General features: G+C 64.3%; 13 protein-coding genes. 4 read left to right on the top strand and 9 right to left on the bottom strand.

All coding sequences use genetic code 11. The annotated features are described in order from the left end of the window. Nucleotides 1-162 precede the first annotated feature (162 nt). The 5 genes from K5658_RS02605 to K5658_RS02585 form a co-directional block, all read right to left on the bottom strand. The gene (locus K5658_RS02605; RefSeq protein ID WP_221065439.1) at nucleotides 163-1,686 is read right to left on the bottom strand and encodes a PhnD/SsuA/transferrin family substrate-binding protein; all 1,524 of its coding nucleotides are present in this window, start codon (nucleotides 1,684-1,686) and stop codon (nucleotides 163-165) included. Beyond that, nucleotides 1,643-3,769, bottom strand: a complete 2,127-nt coding sequence (locus tag K5658_RS02600; protein ID WP_221065438.1) for a PP2C family protein-serine/threonine phosphatase — start codon at nucleotides 3,767-3,769, stop codon at nucleotides 1,643-1,645. The genes K5658_RS02605 and K5658_RS02600 overlap by 44 nt, the downstream gene beginning before the upstream one ends. 128 nt (nucleotides 3,770-3,897) lie before the next feature. Continuing rightward, nucleotides 3,898-4,395 (bottom strand): hydrogenase maturation protease, encoded by a 498-nt coding sequence (locus K5658_RS02595; protein WP_221065437.1) that lies wholly within the window; start codon nucleotides 4,393-4,395, stop codon nucleotides 3,898-3,900. An 84-nt stretch (nucleotides 4,396-4,479) separates the two neighbouring features. Then, nucleotides 4,480-5,763, bottom strand: coding sequence for a PilT/PilU family type 4a pilus ATPase (locus K5658_RS02590; RefSeq protein WP_221065436.1), 1,284 nt, complete (start codon nucleotides 5,761-5,763; stop codon nucleotides 4,480-4,482). A 134-nt stretch (nucleotides 5,764-5,897) separates the two neighbouring features. Beyond that, complete coding sequence (locus tag K5658_RS02585; protein ID WP_221065435.1) at nucleotides 5,898-7,364, bottom strand: Ni/Fe hydrogenase subunit alpha; 1,467 nt, start codon at nucleotides 7,362-7,364, stop codon at nucleotides 5,898-5,900. 291 nt (nucleotides 7,365-7,655) lie between these two features. Between K5658_RS02585 and K5658_RS02580 the strand changes: the two genes are divergently transcribed. Then, on the top strand, nucleotides 7,656-7,877 hold the full coding sequence (locus K5658_RS02580) for an acetyltransferase (protein ID WP_221065434.1): 222 nt from the start codon (nucleotides 7,656-7,658) through the stop codon (nucleotides 7,875-7,877). A gap of 36 nt (nucleotides 7,878-7,913) precedes the next feature. Here the strand turns inward: K5658_RS02580 and nfi are convergent, their stop codons facing one another. After that, on the bottom strand, nucleotides 7,914-8,576 hold the full coding sequence (gene nfi / locus K5658_RS02575) for a deoxyribonuclease V (protein WP_221065433.1): 663 nt from the start codon (nucleotides 8,574-8,576) through the stop codon (nucleotides 7,914-7,916). A gap of 97 nt (nucleotides 8,577-8,673) precedes the next feature. On the opposite strand from nfi, the gene K5658_RS02570 reads away from it, so the two are divergent. Further along, nucleotides 8,674-9,495 carry a PEP-CTERM sorting domain-containing protein gene (locus K5658_RS02570; protein WP_221065432.1) on the top strand — a complete coding sequence of 274 codons (822 nt, stop codon included), beginning with the start codon at nucleotides 8,674-8,676 and terminating at the stop codon, nucleotides 9,493-9,495. A 121-nt stretch (nucleotides 9,496-9,616) separates the two neighbouring features. Here K5658_RS02570 and mazG read toward each other — a convergent pair whose 3' ends face one another. From mazG to K5658_RS02555, 3 genes are all read right to left on the bottom strand, one after another. Beyond that, entirely contained in the window at nucleotides 9,617-10,414 is a 798-nt protein-coding gene (mazG, locus tag K5658_RS02565; RefSeq protein ID WP_221065431.1) for a nucleoside triphosphate pyrophosphohydrolase, read from the bottom strand. A 95-nt stretch (nucleotides 10,415-10,509) separates the two neighbouring features. Continuing rightward, nucleotides 10,510-12,555, bottom strand: a complete 2,046-nt coding sequence (gene prlC, locus K5658_RS02560) for an oligopeptidase A (protein WP_221065430.1) — start codon at nucleotides 12,553-12,555, stop codon at nucleotides 10,510-10,512. 60 nt (nucleotides 12,556-12,615) lie between these two features. Next, nucleotides 12,616-13,968: an HDOD domain-containing protein gene (locus K5658_RS02555; protein ID WP_221065429.1), complete on the bottom strand. Its 1,353-nt coding sequence runs from the start codon at nucleotides 13,966-13,968 to the stop codon at nucleotides 12,616-12,618. 248 nt (nucleotides 13,969-14,216) lie between these two features. Here K5658_RS02555 and K5658_RS02550 point away from each other — a divergent pair, with 248 nt between their 5' ends. Together K5658_RS02550 and K5658_RS02545 are read left to right on the top strand one after the other, a co-directional pair. Continuing rightward, complete coding sequence (locus tag K5658_RS02550; protein WP_221065428.1) at nucleotides 14,217-15,980, top strand: putative bifunctional diguanylate cyclase/phosphodiesterase; 1,764 nt, start codon at nucleotides 14,217-14,219, stop codon at nucleotides 15,978-15,980. A gap of 156 nt (nucleotides 15,981-16,136) precedes the next feature. Then, complete coding sequence (locus K5658_RS02545) at nucleotides 16,137-17,552, top strand: L-serine ammonia-lyase (RefSeq protein ID WP_221065427.1); 1,416 nt, start codon at nucleotides 16,137-16,139, stop codon at nucleotides 17,550-17,552. The last annotated feature ends 28 nt before the right edge of the window (nucleotides 17,553-17,580 follow it).

Here is a 17,580-nt window from a genome sequence, read left to right as displayed (position 1 = left end):
GCCTGGGGGAAAGATCGCGGAAAACCATCCCACCCAGGAAATGCAAGCACAGCCCTAAAGGCTAGGCTATGTTCGCATAAAAGGAAGAGTCGCCGCAGGTCGCGCGGGGTGGGACAGGGACGCTATGGAATGTAGCCAAAGGTCATCATGGTGCGGGCTGCGTCAATCCCCGCCGCCGTACAGGGTATAGATCCGCTCCAACATCTCGATATCCTCCGGGATCGGCTCCACCCATTCGGCATAGCCGAGTTCGGCCAAAAGCTTCCGGCCCTCCTCGTCGTGGTTCATGCCGATGAGGAAATCGCGCAAGGGTTCGGCCAATTCCACGCGCCGCGGCGACAAGCACCACAGATGGAAGGCGAAACCGGCCTCGCTCTGGTCCAAGGCCCGCACCATGCGCCGGGTCATGCCGGACAAACGCCGGTAGTTCTCCCCGTGCATGAACAGCAAATCGGCCTCGCCCTTGAGCAGCATCTGCACCGCCTTGATCTCGTGGCCGGGGAATTGGTAGCTCATCGCCCCCGAATCCAGCCCCTGTTCGTCCAGCAGATAACGGCCCAGCAGGTAGACGAAGGTATCCGGGGTGGCGGCGGCCACCTTGCACCCGGCGAACTCGGCCAGGGTGGCGCGGCCATCGTCGGCCCGCGCCAACAGGGTGACTTCGTCGCTCTGGTCGGAAGGCCGGGCCAAGGGCCGGTAGCCTTGCCGGGTAATCAAGCGCACCGCGTCGAAGGGCTTGGTGAAGACCAACTCCGCCGGGGCCACCGCCTTGCCCCGCTCGCCCAGCAGGTTGTCGGCGATGTCGAGATGCGCCGCCAACCCCAGGCGCCGCTGCAAATGGGTGTTGAGGAAATACCAGCCGTTGAGTTGCTGGTTGCTCTGCATATGGACCTGCCAGTTCAGGGCATGGTCCCCGGCGGCGGCCAGCGGCGCGGCGGCGGGCGGCACCATGGCCCTGGGCCCGGTGGAGGCGACCGGCTTGGCATAGGCCAGGGACTTGGCCGGGGCGGCGGGACCGTCCAGGCTCAGCCCGGAATTGACCGCCAACGCGGGTTGCGCCGCCGCCTCGGGTACCAGGAAGCGCTCCAGTCCGGTCATCTTGAACAGCATCGCGGTCATGCGCCCGACATGGCTGGCGCGGATGGCGATGCCCCTGGCCTGCCAATGCTCGAACAGCTTGAGCAATTGCGCCAAACCCATGGAATTGACCCGCTGCACCTCGGCGAAATCCAGTTCCACCTCGGCCCCGTCGGGCAATTTGTACAAGGGTTCCAGGGTGGCGATGGCGTCGATATCGAGGATGCCGCGCAAACGGACCCGGATGCGCTCGGCGGCCTGGGCCGGGGACGCGGCGGCGGGGGCCGGCTTCGCGCCCCCGGTGCCCAGGAAACGATCCAACCCGGTCATCTTGAACAGCATCGCGGTCATGCGGTTGGCGTTCTCGACCCGGATATCGATTCCGCAAGCCTGCCAATGCTCGAACAGCTTGAGCAATTGCGCCAGCCCCATGGAATTGACCCGCTGTACCGCCGCGAAGTCCAGTTCGACCCGGATGCCGGCCGGGAGCCCGTAGAGCGGTTCCAGGGCGGGGATGGCGTCCACGTCGATGACGCCGCCGAGCGCGTAGCGGCGCAGCTTGGGATCAGCCGAATCGACCGGCTGGATATGCAGGATGGTTGGAGACATGGTGGGTGGTCTCGTGGACTTCGCTATGGAAGAGGAATTGGAAGCCCTTGTCCGCTTCGGTATCCACCGGGCGGGCAAGGTCGAAGAGGACGGTGATCTGGGTCCGCCGGTACGGCAGCACCCTGAGTTGCAGATAGCTGGATAAACGCCACAGCAGGTAGAACCCGGCTCCCCCCTGCCCGGAAATCAAGCCATCGCCCTCGACATGGCGGGCCAGCCGTTCCAGGAACACCGCCGGGGTCAAGGTGCCCCAGCTATCGGCCACGGCCAGCCCCAGGAGGTTGTCCTTGAGCGCCACGGACAGGCCCAGGCGTTCGTCGTCGGCCAGGGCGCGACGTCCGCCCTTGGCATAGAGCGGAACGCCCTTGCCGTCCTTGGGCGCGGCATACAAGCCGTTTTCCAGCAATTCGTCGATGGCGAGCAGGGCCGGTTCCAGGTGTTCGCCCTTGACCCCGGCTTCTTCCAGGAACGCGCCGCATTCCTCGATCAAGAACGGCTTGTCGTCGCTATGGGTCACACTGAAATCGCGCCATTCGCCGCCCGCGCCGGGGATGAGCCCGGCCAGGTCGGCGGCGGCATGGCCCAGGTGCTGGTTGATGAGGGCGTCCCAGCCCAGGCGCTGCACGATGGGCTGGTGGCGCGGCAACACCCGGCGGATGCCCTCTTGGGCGAAGCGCGGCAATAGGTCGGCGAACCGGCCCTCGGCCAAAAACACCAGGTTCTGCCGCGAGATATAGGGCGACAACGGTTCCGCATTGGCCCGATACCAAGCCTCCAACAAGCGCACCAAGCCGGGTTCGTTCAAATCGGGGATCTCCTGGGTGGGCGTCGCGGCCACCCGCAGGGGCCGCTCGTGATATTCGGCGGAAAAGAATGTGACATCGTCCTCGAAGTAGGGATGGCCCGCGTGCTGTGCCAGGGCTTCCAGCAAGCCATCGCGCAACCCCTCCAAGGCGGTGCCGCCCTGCTCGTGCAGGAGGCTTTCCAGGCGCTCGTAGCCGAAAGGCTCGTCCGCCGCGTTGGGTTCTTCCAACAGGCCGTCGGTATAGAGGAACAAGCGGTCCCCGAGGTCCAGTTCGACCCGGACTTCCGGGTATTCGGCCTGTTCCGACTTCCCCAGCGGCAAGCCCGCCGCTTCCAGCATTTCCAGGGTGCCGAGCATGGCGCGGTAGAGATAGGGGAACTGGTGCCCGGCGTTGGCATAGGTCAACTGGCCGGTGAGGGTGTCGAGGCAGGCCGCGAAGAAGGTCATATAGAGCGTCTGCCGGGCGGTTTCCAACAGGGTGGCGTTGAGGCGCCCCAGGATTTGGGCGGGAGAGCGCTCGCCCGCGGTGGCCAGCATATTGACACCGGCCTTGACCGCGCTGACCAGGGTGCCCGCCGCCACCCCGTGGCCGCTGACATCGCCGATCATCAACAGGATGTAACGCCCTTCCACCGTGTAGCAATCGTAATAATCGCCGCCCACCTCGCTGGAAGTCAGCAAGGTGGCGAGTCCCTTGACGCCGGGCAGGTCGATCTCGGCGGGCGGCAACAACTGGCGCTGCACCTGGGCGGCCAGGGCTACTTCCTGCTTGAGCCGGTCGCTGAGCGAGCGCACCGCGGTCAGCAGCTTGCCCTGCGATTCCGACAGGCTGAGCATCATATCGGCGATGGCGACCACGCCGACGATGCCCTCGTCCGCCACCACCGGCAAGGCGTCGTAGAGCATCCCAGGGTCGCGGGCCAGATAATCGATCAGCACCCGGTCGATACGCTCCTCGGGTCCGGGATTGGCGGGGGCGGCGGCGAGTTCCGGCATGGCCTGGATGAGATCGGCCACCGAGCGGCGGGCGTAGATATCGCGGGCATAGGAGCGGCTCATAAAGCTCATGAAGGCCCGCCGCGACACAATGCCGTGATAGCGCCGCTGTTCGTCCAGCAAGGGGACGGCGAGGAGGTCTTCGCGCTTATGGAATAAGGCCAGGAGTTGCGGCACCTGGGCCTCGGGTGAAATCGATTCGACGGCACGGGCCAGATCGCCCATTTGGGGCGTGGAGAACCCATCGGTGGCGAGGTACAAGGCGGAAGGCGTATCGGACATACCGGGGGGACTCGAAAAGCGACCGGCCCGAGTATAGGAAAGCCGTATTACATTTCAATTAAATCGCTCTCCCAAAGGGTGACAGCTTTATCACCAAAAAGAAACAAGCCCCACCCAGGCTTCAAATGTCAGCCATTTGACACATAGGCTTGCCAGTGGTCTGGGTGGGGATGGCGGCACAAGTCCAAAACCAAGCGTAGCGCGGCCTGGAGATGACCCTGGGCAGCCTGGGATAGGGCCGCGCCCAGTTCGAAATCATCGCCCCGGATGCCCAGCAGGAAACAAGGTGGCGGCGCGACACCATTGATCCTTTGGTAGACACCCAGCACGGCGGCGGGGCTGAGGGCGTGGGTGGTGTAGGCCATGGCCCCGGCGGGTGCCAAGCGCTCGAAACGGTAGGGCGGGTCGCAGCGGGCATGGGCATCGGCGAACAGCACCAGTTTCCGGCCCGCGAGGTCCAGGGCGTGTTCGACCTGCAATTGGAAGTCGGTCAAGCACTCGATGCCGCCCGCCGCCTGGCGGGTGTCCGGGTCGAGATGGGATTCCAAAAGGTCCAGCAAGGCCGGACCCAGGGCGTCGTCGCCGCGGCCGGGATTGCCGTAACCGAAAATCAGGAGGTCAGCCATGAGGTCGCCTATAGGGGATGGGAATGGGGCTGGGGCGGGTTCCCATGCCCGGTTTGGGAACCCTGAAATCCGCCGGAAAACGCGCTAACCGCCGGGCCGGTTGAGGGGCTTGGCGGGCTTCCATTCAAAACTGGGCTCGTCGAGGGCGGCGGCGGCGGCGGGCGTTTCCTCCTCGCTGGCGATGGGTTCCAAACTCAGGCCCGAACGGCCCGGCGCGGGCTTGGGTCTTTCGGGCGGCGGGGTTTCGGCCTTGTTGCCCGGCGCGGGCGCGGCCTCGGGCGGGGCTTCCTCCTCCGGCTCGACCATCCGCGGTTGGCCCAGGTTGATCTTGAGCCGCACATTGTTGGCCGAATCGGCGTTCTTGATCGCGGTTTCCTCGCCGATCAAGCCCTGCCGGTACATGCGGACCAGATGGTTGTCGAAGGTCTGCATCCCCACGCCCTCGGACTTCTCCATCACCTCGCGGATGGTATGGACCTCGCCCTTGCGGATCAAATCGGACACCAAGGGCGTGCCCAGCAGGATTTCGATGGCGGCGGCGCGCTTGCCGTCCACCGTCGGCACCAGGCGCTGGGAAATGAAGGCCCTGAGGTTCAGCGACAAATCCATCAACAACTGGTTGCGCCGCTCTTCGGGGAAGAAATTGATGATGCGGTCCAGGGCTTGGTTGGCGTTGTTGGCGTGCAGGGTCGAGAGGCAGAGATGCCCGGTCTCGGCGAAGGCCAGGGCGTATTCCATGGTGTCCTGGGAGCGGATTTCGCCGATCAGGATCACGTCCGGGGCTTGCCTGAGGGTGTTCTTGAGCGCGTCCTCGTAGGACTGGGTATCGACCCCCACCTCGCGCTGGTTCACCAGGCTCTTCTTGTGCGGATGGATGAACTCGATGGGGTCTTCGATGGTGATGATATGGCCGGCGCTATGGGTGTTGCGGTAATCGATCAAGGCCGCCAGCGAGGTCGATTTGCCCGACCCCGTGCCGCCGACGAACAGCACCAGCCCGCGCTTCTCCATGATGACGCTCTTGAGGGTCTCGGGGAGGCCCAATTCCTCCAGGCTGGGAATCTTGACCTTGATGTTGCGCACCACCATGGCATAGGCGTTGCGCTGCTTGAAGATATTGACCCGGAACCGCCCCACGCCCGGCTCGGTGATGGCGAGGTTCATCTCGGGCCGATGCTCGAATTCGCGGCGCTGCTCGGCGTCCATGATCGAATGGGCGATTTCGCGGATGCTCTCGTCGGTCATCATCAGATTGTCGATGGGCGTGAGCTTGCCCTGGAACTTGGCGGCGGGCGGGGCGTTGGCGGTCAGGTAAAGATCGGAACCATCCTTGTAGACCAGGAGCTTGAGATAGGCTTGGAATTTCATGGAGCGCTCTCCAGGGCTGGATTCATGGGCGAAGAAGAGGAAGAACGCGGGACCGCGCCCCGGTTCATTGTCCATTATATGATGGGACAGGGGATTCACCCTGGCCGGACAGCGTTCCGGCCAGGGGATAGCGCTCAGGCGTGGCGTTGCAGGCGGGAGACGACCCTCTCCTCGGCATCGAGGATTTCCAGTTCCAAAGGCATCTTGCCCAGGGCGTGGGTGGCGCAGGACAGGCAGGGATCGTAGGCGCGGATGGCGACTTCCAGATGGTTGAGCAAGCCTTCGGTCGGTTCCACCCCGTCGAGATAGGTCGCGGCCACCTGGCGGATGGATTCGTTCATCGCCTGGTTATTGCTGGTGGTCGAAACGATGAGATTGGCCTTCACCACCAGATCCTGGTCGTCGATCTGGTAATGGTGGAACAAGGTGCCGCGCGGGGCTTCGATCACGCCCACGCCCGCGTAGCGCTTCTGGCCCTTGACCACGAGGTCGGTGCCCAGGATTTCCGGGTCGAGCAGGTAGCGCTGGATGCCTTCGGCGGAATGCAAGGCCTCGATCATCCGTGCCCAATGGAAGGCCAGGGAACCCTGCACCGGCCCGCCCGCGCCATGGGCCATGAAATCCTGGCGGGCGGCTTCCGCCAAGGGGGTGTCGATGAAATCGCAGTTGTTGACGCGGGCCAGGGGACCGACCCGGTACCAGCCGTTTTCCTTGCCCTTGGACACGATGTAAGGGAATTTCATATAGGACCAGGGCCGCACCTCCTCGCGCAGGTAATCGGTGTATTGGCGGTAATCGACATGGTCGAAGATGTCCTGTCCCAGGTCGTCGCGGGCGCGGAGTCCCCCGTGGTAAAGGTCCATCGCGCCATCCGCGCGGATCAGGCTGAGGAAATTGGAACGGATATAGGCGAACTGGCCGTTATGTTCCAGATCGGCGAGATGCAGGCGCTTGGCCAGTTCCACCGCTTCCTGGCTCCATTGGACGGCCTCGGCGATGCCTTCCAGCAGATAATCGCGTTCTTCCGCCGAGAGCGCCTTGTTCATGCCGCCGGCGATGGCCCCGGTGCCATGGACGCGCTTCCCACAGATCATACGGATGACTTCCTGGCCGTATTTCCTGAGCTTCACGCCCTTGAGCCCCACGTCGGGATAATCCTGGATCACGCCGACGATATTGCGCTTGGCCAAATCGCTGCCGAAGCCGAACAACAAATCGGGCGAGGCGAGGTGGAAGAAATGCAGGGCGTGGGATTGCAGCATCTGGCCGAAATGCAGCAGGCGGCGCAGCTTGTCGGCGGTCGGGGTCAGTTGATCGACGCCGACCAGTTGGTCCACGGCCTTGGCGGCGGCGAGGTGGTGGCTGACCGGGCAGATTCCGCACAGGCGCTGCACCATGATCGGCAGTTCCCAATAGGGACGGCCCTGGATGAAGCGCTCGAAGCCGCGGAATTCGACGATATGGAGGCGGGCCTGTTTGACGCGGTTGTCCTCGTCCAAGAGCAGGGTGACTTTGCCGTGTCCCTCGACCCGGGTGACGGGATCGATCACGATCCGCTTGAGGTTTTCCGGGTTGGCGGCGGTTTCCAAATGTTCGTACATAACCTATTCCCCACGGGTGAGCCGCCCAGCCGGCGGCTTCCCGAAGCATAACACAGGCTCCGGAAACGACTGTTTATGTCCAGGGAAATCACCCGTCGCCGATCCGACGAAACCCGTTGCAAATCGCCGATATTGGCGTATGTTTGAAGCCAGAGACTCCCGCCGGCGGTGGTTCCGCCGTCCGGCGCTGGTTTCCCCCAGCGGGGAAAACGGTCCCGCCGGTCTCCGCCGCCATCCCAAGCGCGGTGGAGTTCGCTTCCAACATGGGTGGACCCCACCCAGGAGCGCGTTATGTACCTCAAGCAGAAGAAAGACGGACATCTGGTTGAAGTGCTGGGCCTCAACGACCTCGTCAACCCGATCCACACCCAGGTCATCGGCCGCCTGCATTACGGCGAAGAAATGCAGGAACCCGATAAATTCCCCAAAACCGAGCTGATATTCCCGTCCGGCGAGGCGCTGCCCCAATGCTGGATGGATGTGCATTACCGCGATCAGGAGTTGCACCGCTAGCCACTACGGGCCGGGCGCTGCCCCGGCCCCCGATATTCAGCCCGAGGCGAGGCGGTGCGCCTGCCGCGTCGTCTCGGGCAGGCGGAACCGCCCGGTGCAACGCAGCACCCATTCCACCGCCGTTGCCAAACCTATCCTATGCCCCGCCGAGACATAGATCGGCTGTACCCCCCGCCGGGTACGCAACACCGCGCCGAGGGTTTCCTCTTTATCCCGCAGCGGCACCCAAGCCCCTTTCACATCCGGGACTTCCTCATGCCTGCCACAAAGCCGGGTCTTGCCGGCGCCGATGCTGGGCAGGTCGGTCAATAGCCCGAGGTGGCAGGCGATCCCCAAGCGGCGCGGATGGGCGTAGCCCTGGCCATCCACCAGCAATAAATCCGGCAACACCGCCAAGCCCGCCAGCGCCTTGAGGATGGCGGGCACCTCGCGGAAGGACAGGAGGCCCGGCACATAGGGGAACGCGGTCGGCAAGCGGGCGATGCTGCTTTCGATCAAGCCGAGTCCGGGATAGTCCAGCACCGCCACCGCCGCCCGCGTCACTTTGCCCCCGTCCTCGAACCCCACATCCACACCCGCCACGCGCCGGATATCGGCGGGCAGTTCGTCCTCGATCTTCACCAACCTACGCAGTTGGTTTTGCAGGGCTATCGCGGCTTTGGGATCGAGGTTCCAGGGGTGTTCATGGTGGATTCGCATAGCCTGACCATTGCCTCTGGCTGGGTTGGATTGTCAAACGGTTGGTCGGTGGTGGCGCGGGAGTCCGCTGGTTCCGTGCGGGCCGGGGCGGAGTTGGTTGAAAGCTGATCTAGGTCTGGTCCGTTTCACGCAAACCGCCATCGTAAAATTTTACAGTTGCTCGCCGTTCCCTAAATACGCCATCCGGCTATATTTCCATCTTTTTGTTTTCTCTGGTATTTTTATATTTTGGCTTGATTTTTGCTATAGCATTCCGACCAGCGAAGTCGGCCTAAAAATTGGCCTACCAACCACCAAGCATAACCTTATTGATTCAGTAGGTACGGATTCAATGAAAAAACTCAGAACCCTCCTCTTCGCCGCCCCCTTCCTTGCATTCTCCGCCCTCGCACCTAGCGTGGACGCGGCCCCCATACTCGTCGGATCCGGGCCATATACTGGAATATCCGGTATCGACATCTCGGGCACCAGCTACGACGTGACCTTCATAGAAGGCGCCTATGATTCGCTGTCTTCCACCCATTTCGGACTGACCCAAGGAAACGACACCTTGGCGAACGCTATAGCTTCCGCCATCGCAAACGTCCTGCTCGCCGGTCCCACCACGCGGGCACAGGTTTACGGGCTGACCGGAACAGGATCGGGTAGCTCAATCCTGATACCCGTCGGCATCGGTTTCCCATTCGGTTCTGGCACACCGTTTGTCGTCGGATCCCAAGTGCATTCGGATTTCGCCCCCAGCAATTGGCAAGTAGGCACATCGCCGACGCCGCTAAACTCTCCGACCAATGACACCACCACGGGCGACCTGGTCTACGTGGACGTCACGCTCTCGGCGGCGGCGGTTCCAGAACCCACCTCCCTCGCGCTCTTCGCCGCCGGCCTCGCCGCCGCCGCCGTCCGCCGCAAACCCGCTTGAAACCCAAGCCACGCGGGCCCGCCACGGCCAACGCGCCACGCATCTATCCCACCGGGCGGCCTCCGCGGAGACCGCCCGTTCCGCTCCAATCCCGTCGAAAAATTTTACAGCCGCCAAACGCTCAGGACCGGGTGCCCCAGCGCTTGGCCTCGTCCCACAGCGCGTCCATCTCGGCCAGGGTGGTTTCGTCCAGGGTCTTGCCCAGGGCGGCGACGCGCTCCTCGATATAGCGGAACCTCTGGCTGAATTTGCGGTTGCCGTCGCGCAGGGCCGATTCGGCGTCGACATCGAAATGCCGGGCCAGATTCACCACCACGAACAGCAAATCGCCGATTTCCTCGCGGATCGGGCCGGGATCGCCCGCGGCTTGGGCTTCTTCCAATTCCAGCAATTCCTCGCGCACCTTGTCGAACACCGGCCCGATCTCGGGCCAATCGAAGCCATGGCGGGCGGCGCGTTTTTGCAGTTTCTGCGCCGCCATCAGGGCGGGGAGACTATCGGTCAGGCCGTCCAGCACGCTGGGGGCGGGCGCGGCCTTGCCCTTTTCCTGGCGCTCGGCCTGTTTCGATGCCTCCCAAGACCGCTGCCGCGCCTCGTCGCTGTCGAACACCACACCGCCGAACACATGGGGATGGCGGCGCACCAGCTTATCGGCGATGGCCCCGGCCACGTCGTCGAAGCCGAACAGGCCGCGTTCCTCGGCGATGCGGGCATGGAAGACCACTTGCAGCAGCAAATCGCCCAGTTCCTCGCGCAAATCCTCGGGGTCGCCACGCTCGGCGGCATCGGCCACTTCGTAGGCTTCTTCCAGGGTGTAGGGGACCAGGCTGGCGAAATCCTGTTGTACATCCCAGGGGCAGCCGGTTTCCGGGTCGCGCAATCGGGCCATGATGTCGAGTAGGCGGAGGGTGTTTTGCATGGTGGGTATGGATGGCATGGTAGGGTGGGCACGTATTCCGTACCCACCGGGATGGCCGGGAATGGCGGGCATGGGTACATGCCCGCCCTACTCCCTTACGCCGCCTCGGCGATGCCGTTATGCCGCAACAAGGCATCGATATTCGGCTCGCGCCCCCGGAAGGCCACGAACACATCCATCGCCTTGCGGCTGCCGCCGGTTTCCAGGATGTTCTCCATGAAGGCGCGGCCCGTGTCGGCATCGAACACGCCGTTTTCCTCGAACAGCGAATAGGCATCGCTGGACAGGACTTCCGCCCATTTGTAGCTGTAATAGCCCGCCGCGTAACCGCCCGCGAAGATATGCGAGAAGCTATGCGGGAAACGGTTGAACGCGGGCGGCACCACCACCGCGACTTGCTTGCGCACCTCGTCCAGGATGGCGTAGACCCGTCCGCCCTGGGCCGGATCGTATTCGCGGTGCATCCTGAAATCGAACAAGGAGAATTCCAACTGCCGCACCATCTGCATCCCGGATTGGAAATTGCGGGCGGCGGTCATCTTGTCGAGCAGGGCTTGCGGCAAGGGTTCGCCGGTCTGGTAATGGCCGGAAATCAGGGCCAGGGCTTCCGGTTCCCAACAGAAGTTCTCCATGAACTGGCTCGGGAGTTCCACCGCGTCCCATTCCACGCCATGGATACCCGACACGCCCAGATGGTCCACCTGGGTCAGCATATGCTGCAAACCATGGCCGAATTCGTGGAACAGGGTCAGCACTTCGTCGTGGCGCAGCAAGGCCGGATCATCGCCGGTCGGCGGGGTGAAATTGCAGGTCAGGAAAGCCACCGGCGTCTGTACCGCGTCGCCCTTGCGGCGGCGGGTCAGGCATTCGTCCATCCAGGCCCCGCCGCGCTTCTTGGGACGGGCGTATAAATCCAGGTAGAACGCGCCGCGCTTCTGGCCGTCGCGGTCGTGGATTTCGTAGAAGGTGACTTCCGGGTGCCAGACCTCCACGCCCTCGACGGCCTGTATGCTCAGTCCGTACAGCTTTTCCACCACGGCGAACATCCCACCCACCGCCTTGGGCGCGGGGAAATAAGTCCGCACTTCTTCTTCGGATAGATCGAATTTGTGCTGGCGCAGCTTTTCGCTGGCGTAGGTCAAGTCCCAGGATTGGGCATCGGCCAGTCCCAGATGCCCGGCGGCGAAAGCTTTGAGTTCGGCCAAATCGCGGCGGGCATGGGGCAGCGAACGTTCGGCCAGATCGGTCAGGAAGGCCACCACCTCATCGGTCGAAGGAGCCATCTTGGTGGCCAGCGACAGCTCGGCGAAATTGGCGAAACCCAGCAACCCGGCTTCCTCGTGGCGCAAGGCCAGGATGCGCTCCATCAACTCGGTATTGTCGAACTGGCCCGCGTTCGGCCCGGTTTCGGATGCCCGCGTGGCGTAGGCGGTATAGAACTCCTGCCTGAGTTCCCGGTGGTCGGCATAGGTCAGGATGGCGATATAGGACGGGAATTCCAGGGTGAACAACCAGCCCGGCAACTCCTTGGCGGCGGCGGCCTGGCGGGCCATGGCCTTGGCCGAATCGGGCAGCCCGGCCAGGAGGCTTTCATCTTCGATGTGCTTGGTCCAGGCTTGGGTGGCGTCCATCAGGTTGTCCTGGAACTGGCTGGTCAGCTTGGATAATTCCTGGGCGATGTCCTTGTAGCGGTCCTTTTGCTCGGGCGGCAGATCAACGCCGGACAGGCGGAAATCGCGGAGGGCGTTGTCGATGATCTTGCGTTGGGCCGGGTCCAGGCGGGCGAACTCGGGACCGTCGGCGATGGCGCGGTAGGCCCGGTACAGGGCTTCGTTCTGGCCGACCTCGGTGGCGTATTCGCTGAGCAAGGGCAGGCAGGCGTTATAAGCCTCGCGCAGCGCGTCGCTATTGACCACCGAATTCATATGGCCGACCGGCGACCAGGCCCGGTTCAGCTTATCGTCCAGGTCTTCCAAAGGCTCGACCAGATTGTCCCAGGTGTAGGTCTTGCCCGGCTCCAACAGGGCGGCGATGGCGGCGCGGTTATCGGCCAGGAGCTGGGTGATGGCGGGCACCACCTGTTCGGGCAGGATGCGGGAAAACGGCGGGAGGTCGTGGGATTCGAGTAGGGGATTGCTCATGGGGTTGTCGATCCGGGATGGGTGGTGTTCAAAGGAAACAAGGGCAGGGATTCCGACCCGTCAGCCCTCGAAAAATTTCATGGCCTGGGCGATGGCGTCCTTGGCCTCGTGCAGCACGCGCAGCGAATACGCGGGCGAAAGTTGCTGGTTCTTGAGTTTGGTGCAGGCCGGGATGGCGTTGATGGCGGGCAGCGCGGCCATCTGGGGCGTGCCGATATAGGAATGCAGCTTGGACAGGATGACGATATCGTTCAGGGTCAGCCGCTCGCCGCCGTCGTAATACCAATCCTCCGCCACCTGCGGAATGATGCCGAGTTCCGGAGGGAAATCCCAGCGCTTGAGGATGTAAGCCCCCACCGGCCCGCGTACCCTGGGCAGGATGGCTTCGACCTCTTCCGGGGTCCATAGCGTCCTGGGCAGGTTCTCGGTGAAATAAAGGCAGGGCACCGCCCCGATATCGGCCAGCAAACCGGCCAGCAAGGCTTCCTCCCGGTTCATCCCCGGATTATCCGCCGCCAACACATAGCACAGGGCCGACAGATGGATGCTGTGCCGCCAATGGTTTTGCGCGATCCGGGCGAGGTCTTCGTCCTTGCAACGGAACACCTGCTTGAGCGCGAACGCCATGACGAGGTTGCGGGTCGCGAGCAGCCCCAGGCGGCTGACCGCGTCCAAGCAGGTCACGACGGGCCGGGACGGCAGGTACAAGGGGCTATTGGCGATATGCACCAGCCGCGCCGCGATCACCGGGTCGAGTTGCACGATGCGGGCGATCTCGGCCAGGCCGACATCTTCCCGCACCGCCTGGCCGACCCTGGCGGCGACCTCGGGCAGGGAGGGCACGCGCAATTCATCGTCGCGGTAATGCTGGCTGAACGCCTGGAACAAGGAGCTTTCCCGCACCGCTTCGGGGATATCCAGGTTGTCGGCGTCCAGGCTATGGGGAATCTCCCGGGTCAAGGTCGAACCCAGGCTCATGATCTTGGCCGACACCCGCAGGATTTGCACATCGGTCTTGGCTTCGGCGGTGGCGGTGTAATGCTTGCCATAGCACAGCGGGAAGCGGGCCTTGGCGGTGTCCGCGCCGATTTCGTAGCGGGTGCCCTGCCCCACGTCCATGACGACGGTGCCCTCCAGCAGGTAATGCACATATTTGATGGGATAGCCCGCCCGGAACAGGATGGAACCGGGGCCGCAAACCTCGGCCTTGCGTTCCAGGGCGTAGGCGCCCAATTCGTCGTCGTCCAGGTTGCGGATGGGGAACAGCCGCTTGAGGATGTCCAAGGTGATGGGCAGGGGGGGCCGTGCGGAGGGCAGGATCACCCGGCGCTCCGGGCTGGCTTCCACCAGTTCGGAGATTTCGGAATCGGGTTCTCGATGTTTCGCCCCGAACAGGCGGCTGAGGAATCCCATGGGTTTAGGCCCTATGCACGGTGGTCGGAAGGGGTGGCAGCACAGGCTATGGCGCGTCCCATCATAACCAGCGGGCCATTATTCGGCAAAGGCGGACCTCCAGGACCGCCCGGCCCCGCCCATTGCCAAGCCCGGTTTTCGCCCCGTCTATAATGAATGGACCTGATTCGAGCCAAACCCGCCGCGTGGAGCGTGCCCGCCCGCCGCACCGACACCCGGCCCAGCCCCCACCGACACGACCGCGCCCGATGCCACAAGCCACCCGCCTCCTGATCGTCGATGACGACCCGCTCACCCGGACCCTCATCGGCGGCACGCTCAAAACCATGGGATTCGATATCGCCGAGGCCGGCGATGGCCTGGAATGCCTCGCCCTGTTCGGGTCCGAGCCGGTAGACGCGGTGTTGCTGGATGTGATGATGCCCGGCATGGACGGCTTCACCGCCTGCGCCGAACTGCGGAAACTTCCCCAGGGCCGGCATACCCCCATACTCATCATGACCGGGCTGGACGATTTGGAATCCATCACCCGCGCCTTCGAGGCCGGGGCCACCGATTTCATCACCAAACCCATCAACTTCCCCCTGCTCGGCCACCGCGTGCGCTATGCGCTGAAAGCCAGCGACACCACCCGCCGCTTCGCCGACAGCGAACGCCGCCTGCACCGCCTCGCCTATTTCGACAGCCTCACCGAATTGCCCAACCGCGAGTTCTTCAAAGAGCACCTGCACTACATGGTGTCGCTGGCGGCGGCGAAAAACAGCCTGTTGGCGGTGTTGTTCCTGGACCTCGACGGCTTCAAACGCATCAACGACACCCTGGGCCATCCCCTGGGCGACAAGGTGCTCAGGGCCGCCGCCGAACGCCTGCGCCAGAGCCTCAGGGCCGGCGCGGCGGTGGGCTGGTCGGAACGCTTCCGGGAAGGCGACGCCCTGGCCCGGCTGGGCGGCGACGAATTCACCGTGCTGTTGTCCCGGATCGAACGGGCGGAGGACGCCTCCCTGGCCGCGGAGCGCATCCGCACCGCGCTGGGCCAAGCGCTCAAGATCGGCGGGCAGGAGCTTTACACCACCGTCAGCATCGGCATCGCGGTGTTCCCGGAAGACGGCGGCAACGCCGACGAACTGCTGCGCAACGCCGACCTCGCCATGTATTACGCCAAGCGCGACGGCGGCAACGCCCACCGCCGCTTCTCGGGGCAGATGGCGGCGGCGGTGCTGAAGCGCATGACCCTGGAAAACCTGCTCCGCAAGGCCGTCGAGCGCGGCGAGCTACGCCTGCACTACCAGCCCCAGTTCAACATCAACGACGGGACGGTCGCGGGCGCGGAAACCCTGCTGCGCTGGACCAACCCGGAACTGGGCATGGTGTCGCCCGCCGAGTTCATCCCGCTGGCGGAAGACACCGGCTTGATCGTGCCCATCGGCGAATGGGTGCTGCGCAACGCCTGCGCCCAGGCCAAGGCTTGGCGCGGCCAGGGCTTGGCCCTGCCCCGGATGGCGGTGAACGTCTCCGCCGTGCAATTCCTGCACAAGGGCTTCCCCGACCTCGTCACCCGCATCCTGGAGGAAACCGGCCTGGAACCCCGGGCCTTGGAACTGGAACTCACCGAAAGCGCCCTGATGCAGGACGCCGATAGCGCGACGCTGGCCCTGCGCACCCTCAAGGACATCGGTGTGCAGCTCGCCATCGACGATTTCGGGACCGGCTATTCCAGCCTGAGCCGCCTCAAGCAATTCCCCATCGACCGGCTCAAGATCGACCGCAGCTTCGTCCGCGATATCGAAACCGACGCCGACGACGCCGCCATCGCGGTCGCCGTCATCGCCATGGCTTCGAGCATGAAGCTGGAGGTGGTGGCCGAAGGCGTGGAAACCCCCGGCCAATTGGAGTTCCTGAGGAGCCGGGGTTGCCACGAGGTGCAGGGCTTCCTATTGAGCCGTCCCCTGCCCGCCGAACAGATCGCCGCGCTCCTGGCCCGGCCCGGCGCGCGGCGGGCGGGCAGCGCTTAGGCCGGCATGGCGCAAACACCCCGCCCACGATCACGCGCCACTCTATTTCCCCGGAACGCCGCCCCCCCGCCCACGAAATCGGCGACACTGGCCTTCCCGCCCCGTGGCGCGGGGCACGGCCCCAAGCCCCTCCCTTCCAGACCGGAGACGACCCCCATGGAATCCATCAGCGCGTTCGAAATCATCAAGATCGGCATCGGCCCGTCCAGTTCCCACACCATGGGACCCTGGCGGGCGGCGGCCCAGTTCGTGAACGAGTTGGGCGACCTGGACGCCGTGGCCCAAATCAACGCCCGGCTCTACGGCTCCTTGGCCAAGACCGGGGCCGGGCACGGCACCGATATCGCCGTGCTGATGGGCCTGTCCGGCGAGGACTACACCCGGATCGACACCGGCGCGATCCCGGCCAAGGTCGAAGCGATCAAGCGCGGGGGCCGCCTCCACCTGGGCGGGGTCCGGGAACTCCCCTTCGCCTATGCGAGCGACCTCGTGTTCGATTACGACACCACCCTGCCCCGCCACGCCAACGGGATGCGCTTCGGCGCGACCCGCAAGGACGGCTCCACGGTGGAGCGGACCTATTACTCGCTGGGCGGCGGTTTCATCGCCACCGAACACGAGCCCGACCCCGCCACCATGAAAAAGATCGTCACGCCCTACCCTTGCCATACCGGCGCGGCCCTGGAGGACAATTGCCGCAAACTGGGGCTGTCGGTGTCCGAGCTGACCTATGTCAACGAGCAGGCGTGGCGCAGCCGGGCCGAGATCGACGCCCTGGCCCTGGGACTGTGGAAGGAAATCCGCGAATGCGTTTTCCGCGGCGTGAACAGCGAGGGCTATTTGCCGGGCGGCTTGCGGGTGCGCCGCCGCGCCGCCGAGATGAACCGGCGGCTGCTGGGCGATGCGGTCTACGCCAGCCTCAACCAATGGCTGGACCTCATCCAAAGCCAGCCGCGCGACTTCACCCGCGTCAACAAATGGATTTCCTGCTTCGCCCTGGCGGTGAACGAGGAAAACGCCTCGTTCGGGCGGATCGTCACCGCCCCGACCAATGGCGCGGCGGGGGTGATCCCGGCGGTCTTGATGTATGCCTGGTGCTTCCTGGACGGTTTCGACCAGGACAAGGTGATCCGCTTCCTGCTCATCGCCGGGGAAATCGGCACCTTGTTCAAGAAGAACGCCACCATCTCCGCCGCCATGGGCGGTTGCCAGGCCGAAATCGGCGTGTCCTCGGCCATGGCGGCGGCGGGGCTGGCCGAAGCCCTGGGCGCCTGCCCGGCACAGGTCTTGATCGCCGCCGAAATCGCCATGGAACACCACCTGGGCCTGACCTGCGACCCGGTGGGCGGGCTGGTGCAGATTCCCTGCATCGAGCGCAACAGCATGGGCGCGATGAAAGCCATCACCGCCGCCAATATCGCGCTGGAGACCGACCCCAAGGACGCCCGCGTCAGCCTCGACGCCGTCATCAAGACCATGTGGGAAACCGCCCAGGATATGAACAGCCGCTACAAGGAAACCGCAGAGGCCGGTCTCGCCATGCACATCCCGGTCAGCGTGCCCGAGTGCTGAGGCCGGGCCGCAGGTTCAAGCCGGATAG

Origin of the sequence: Methylomagnum ishizawai (genome assembly GCF_019670005.1) — a bacterium.
Lineage (GTDB): Bacteria > Pseudomonadota > Gammaproteobacteria > Methylococcales > Methylococcaceae > Methylomagnum > Methylomagnum ishizawai.
This window is presented reverse-complemented; position numbering and strand designations above follow the sequence as displayed.

Bases quoted from the DNA above. Each gene is read 5' to 3' on its own strand.
- K5658_RS02605 (WP_221065439.1), bottom strand. From the start codon at position 1,686: ATGTCTCCAACCATCCTGCATATCCAGCCGGTCGATTCGGCTGATCCC.
- K5658_RS02600 (WP_221065438.1), bottom strand. From the start codon at position 3,769: ATGTCCGATACGCCTTCCGCCTTGTACCTCGCCACCGATGGGTTCTCC.
- K5658_RS02595 (WP_221065437.1), bottom strand. From the start codon at position 4,395: ATGGCTGACCTCCTGATTTTCGGTTACGGCAATCCCGGCCGCGGCGAC.
- K5658_RS02590 (WP_221065436.1), bottom strand. From the start codon at position 5,763: ATGAAATTCCAAGCCTATCTCAAGCTCCTGGTCTACAAGGATGGTTCC.
- K5658_RS02585 (WP_221065435.1), bottom strand. From the start codon at position 7,364: ATGTACGAACATTTGGAAACCGCCGCCAACCCGGAAAACCTCAAGCGG.
- K5658_RS02580 (WP_221065434.1), top strand. From the start codon at position 7,656: ATGTACCTCAAGCAGAAGAAAGACGGACATCTGGTTGAAGTGCTGGGC.
- nfi (WP_221065433.1), bottom strand. From the start codon at position 8,576: ATGCGAATCCACCATGAACACCCCTGGAACCTCGATCCCAAAGCCGCG.
- mazG (WP_221065431.1), bottom strand. From the start codon at position 10,414: ATGCAAAACACCCTCCGCCTACTCGACATCATGGCCCGATTGCGCGAC.
- prlC (WP_221065430.1), bottom strand. From the start codon at position 12,555: ATGAGCAATCCCCTACTCGAATCCCACGACCTCCCGCCGTTTTCCCGC.
- K5658_RS02555 (WP_221065429.1), bottom strand. From the start codon at position 13,968: ATGGGATTCCTCAGCCGCCTGTTCGGGGCGAAACATCGAGAACCCGAT.
- K5658_RS02550 (WP_221065428.1), top strand. From the start codon at position 14,217: ATGCCACAAGCCACCCGCCTCCTGATCGTCGATGACGACCCGCTCACC.
- K5658_RS02545 (WP_221065427.1), top strand. From the start codon at position 16,137: ATGGAATCCATCAGCGCGTTCGAAATCATCAAGATCGGCATCGGCCCG.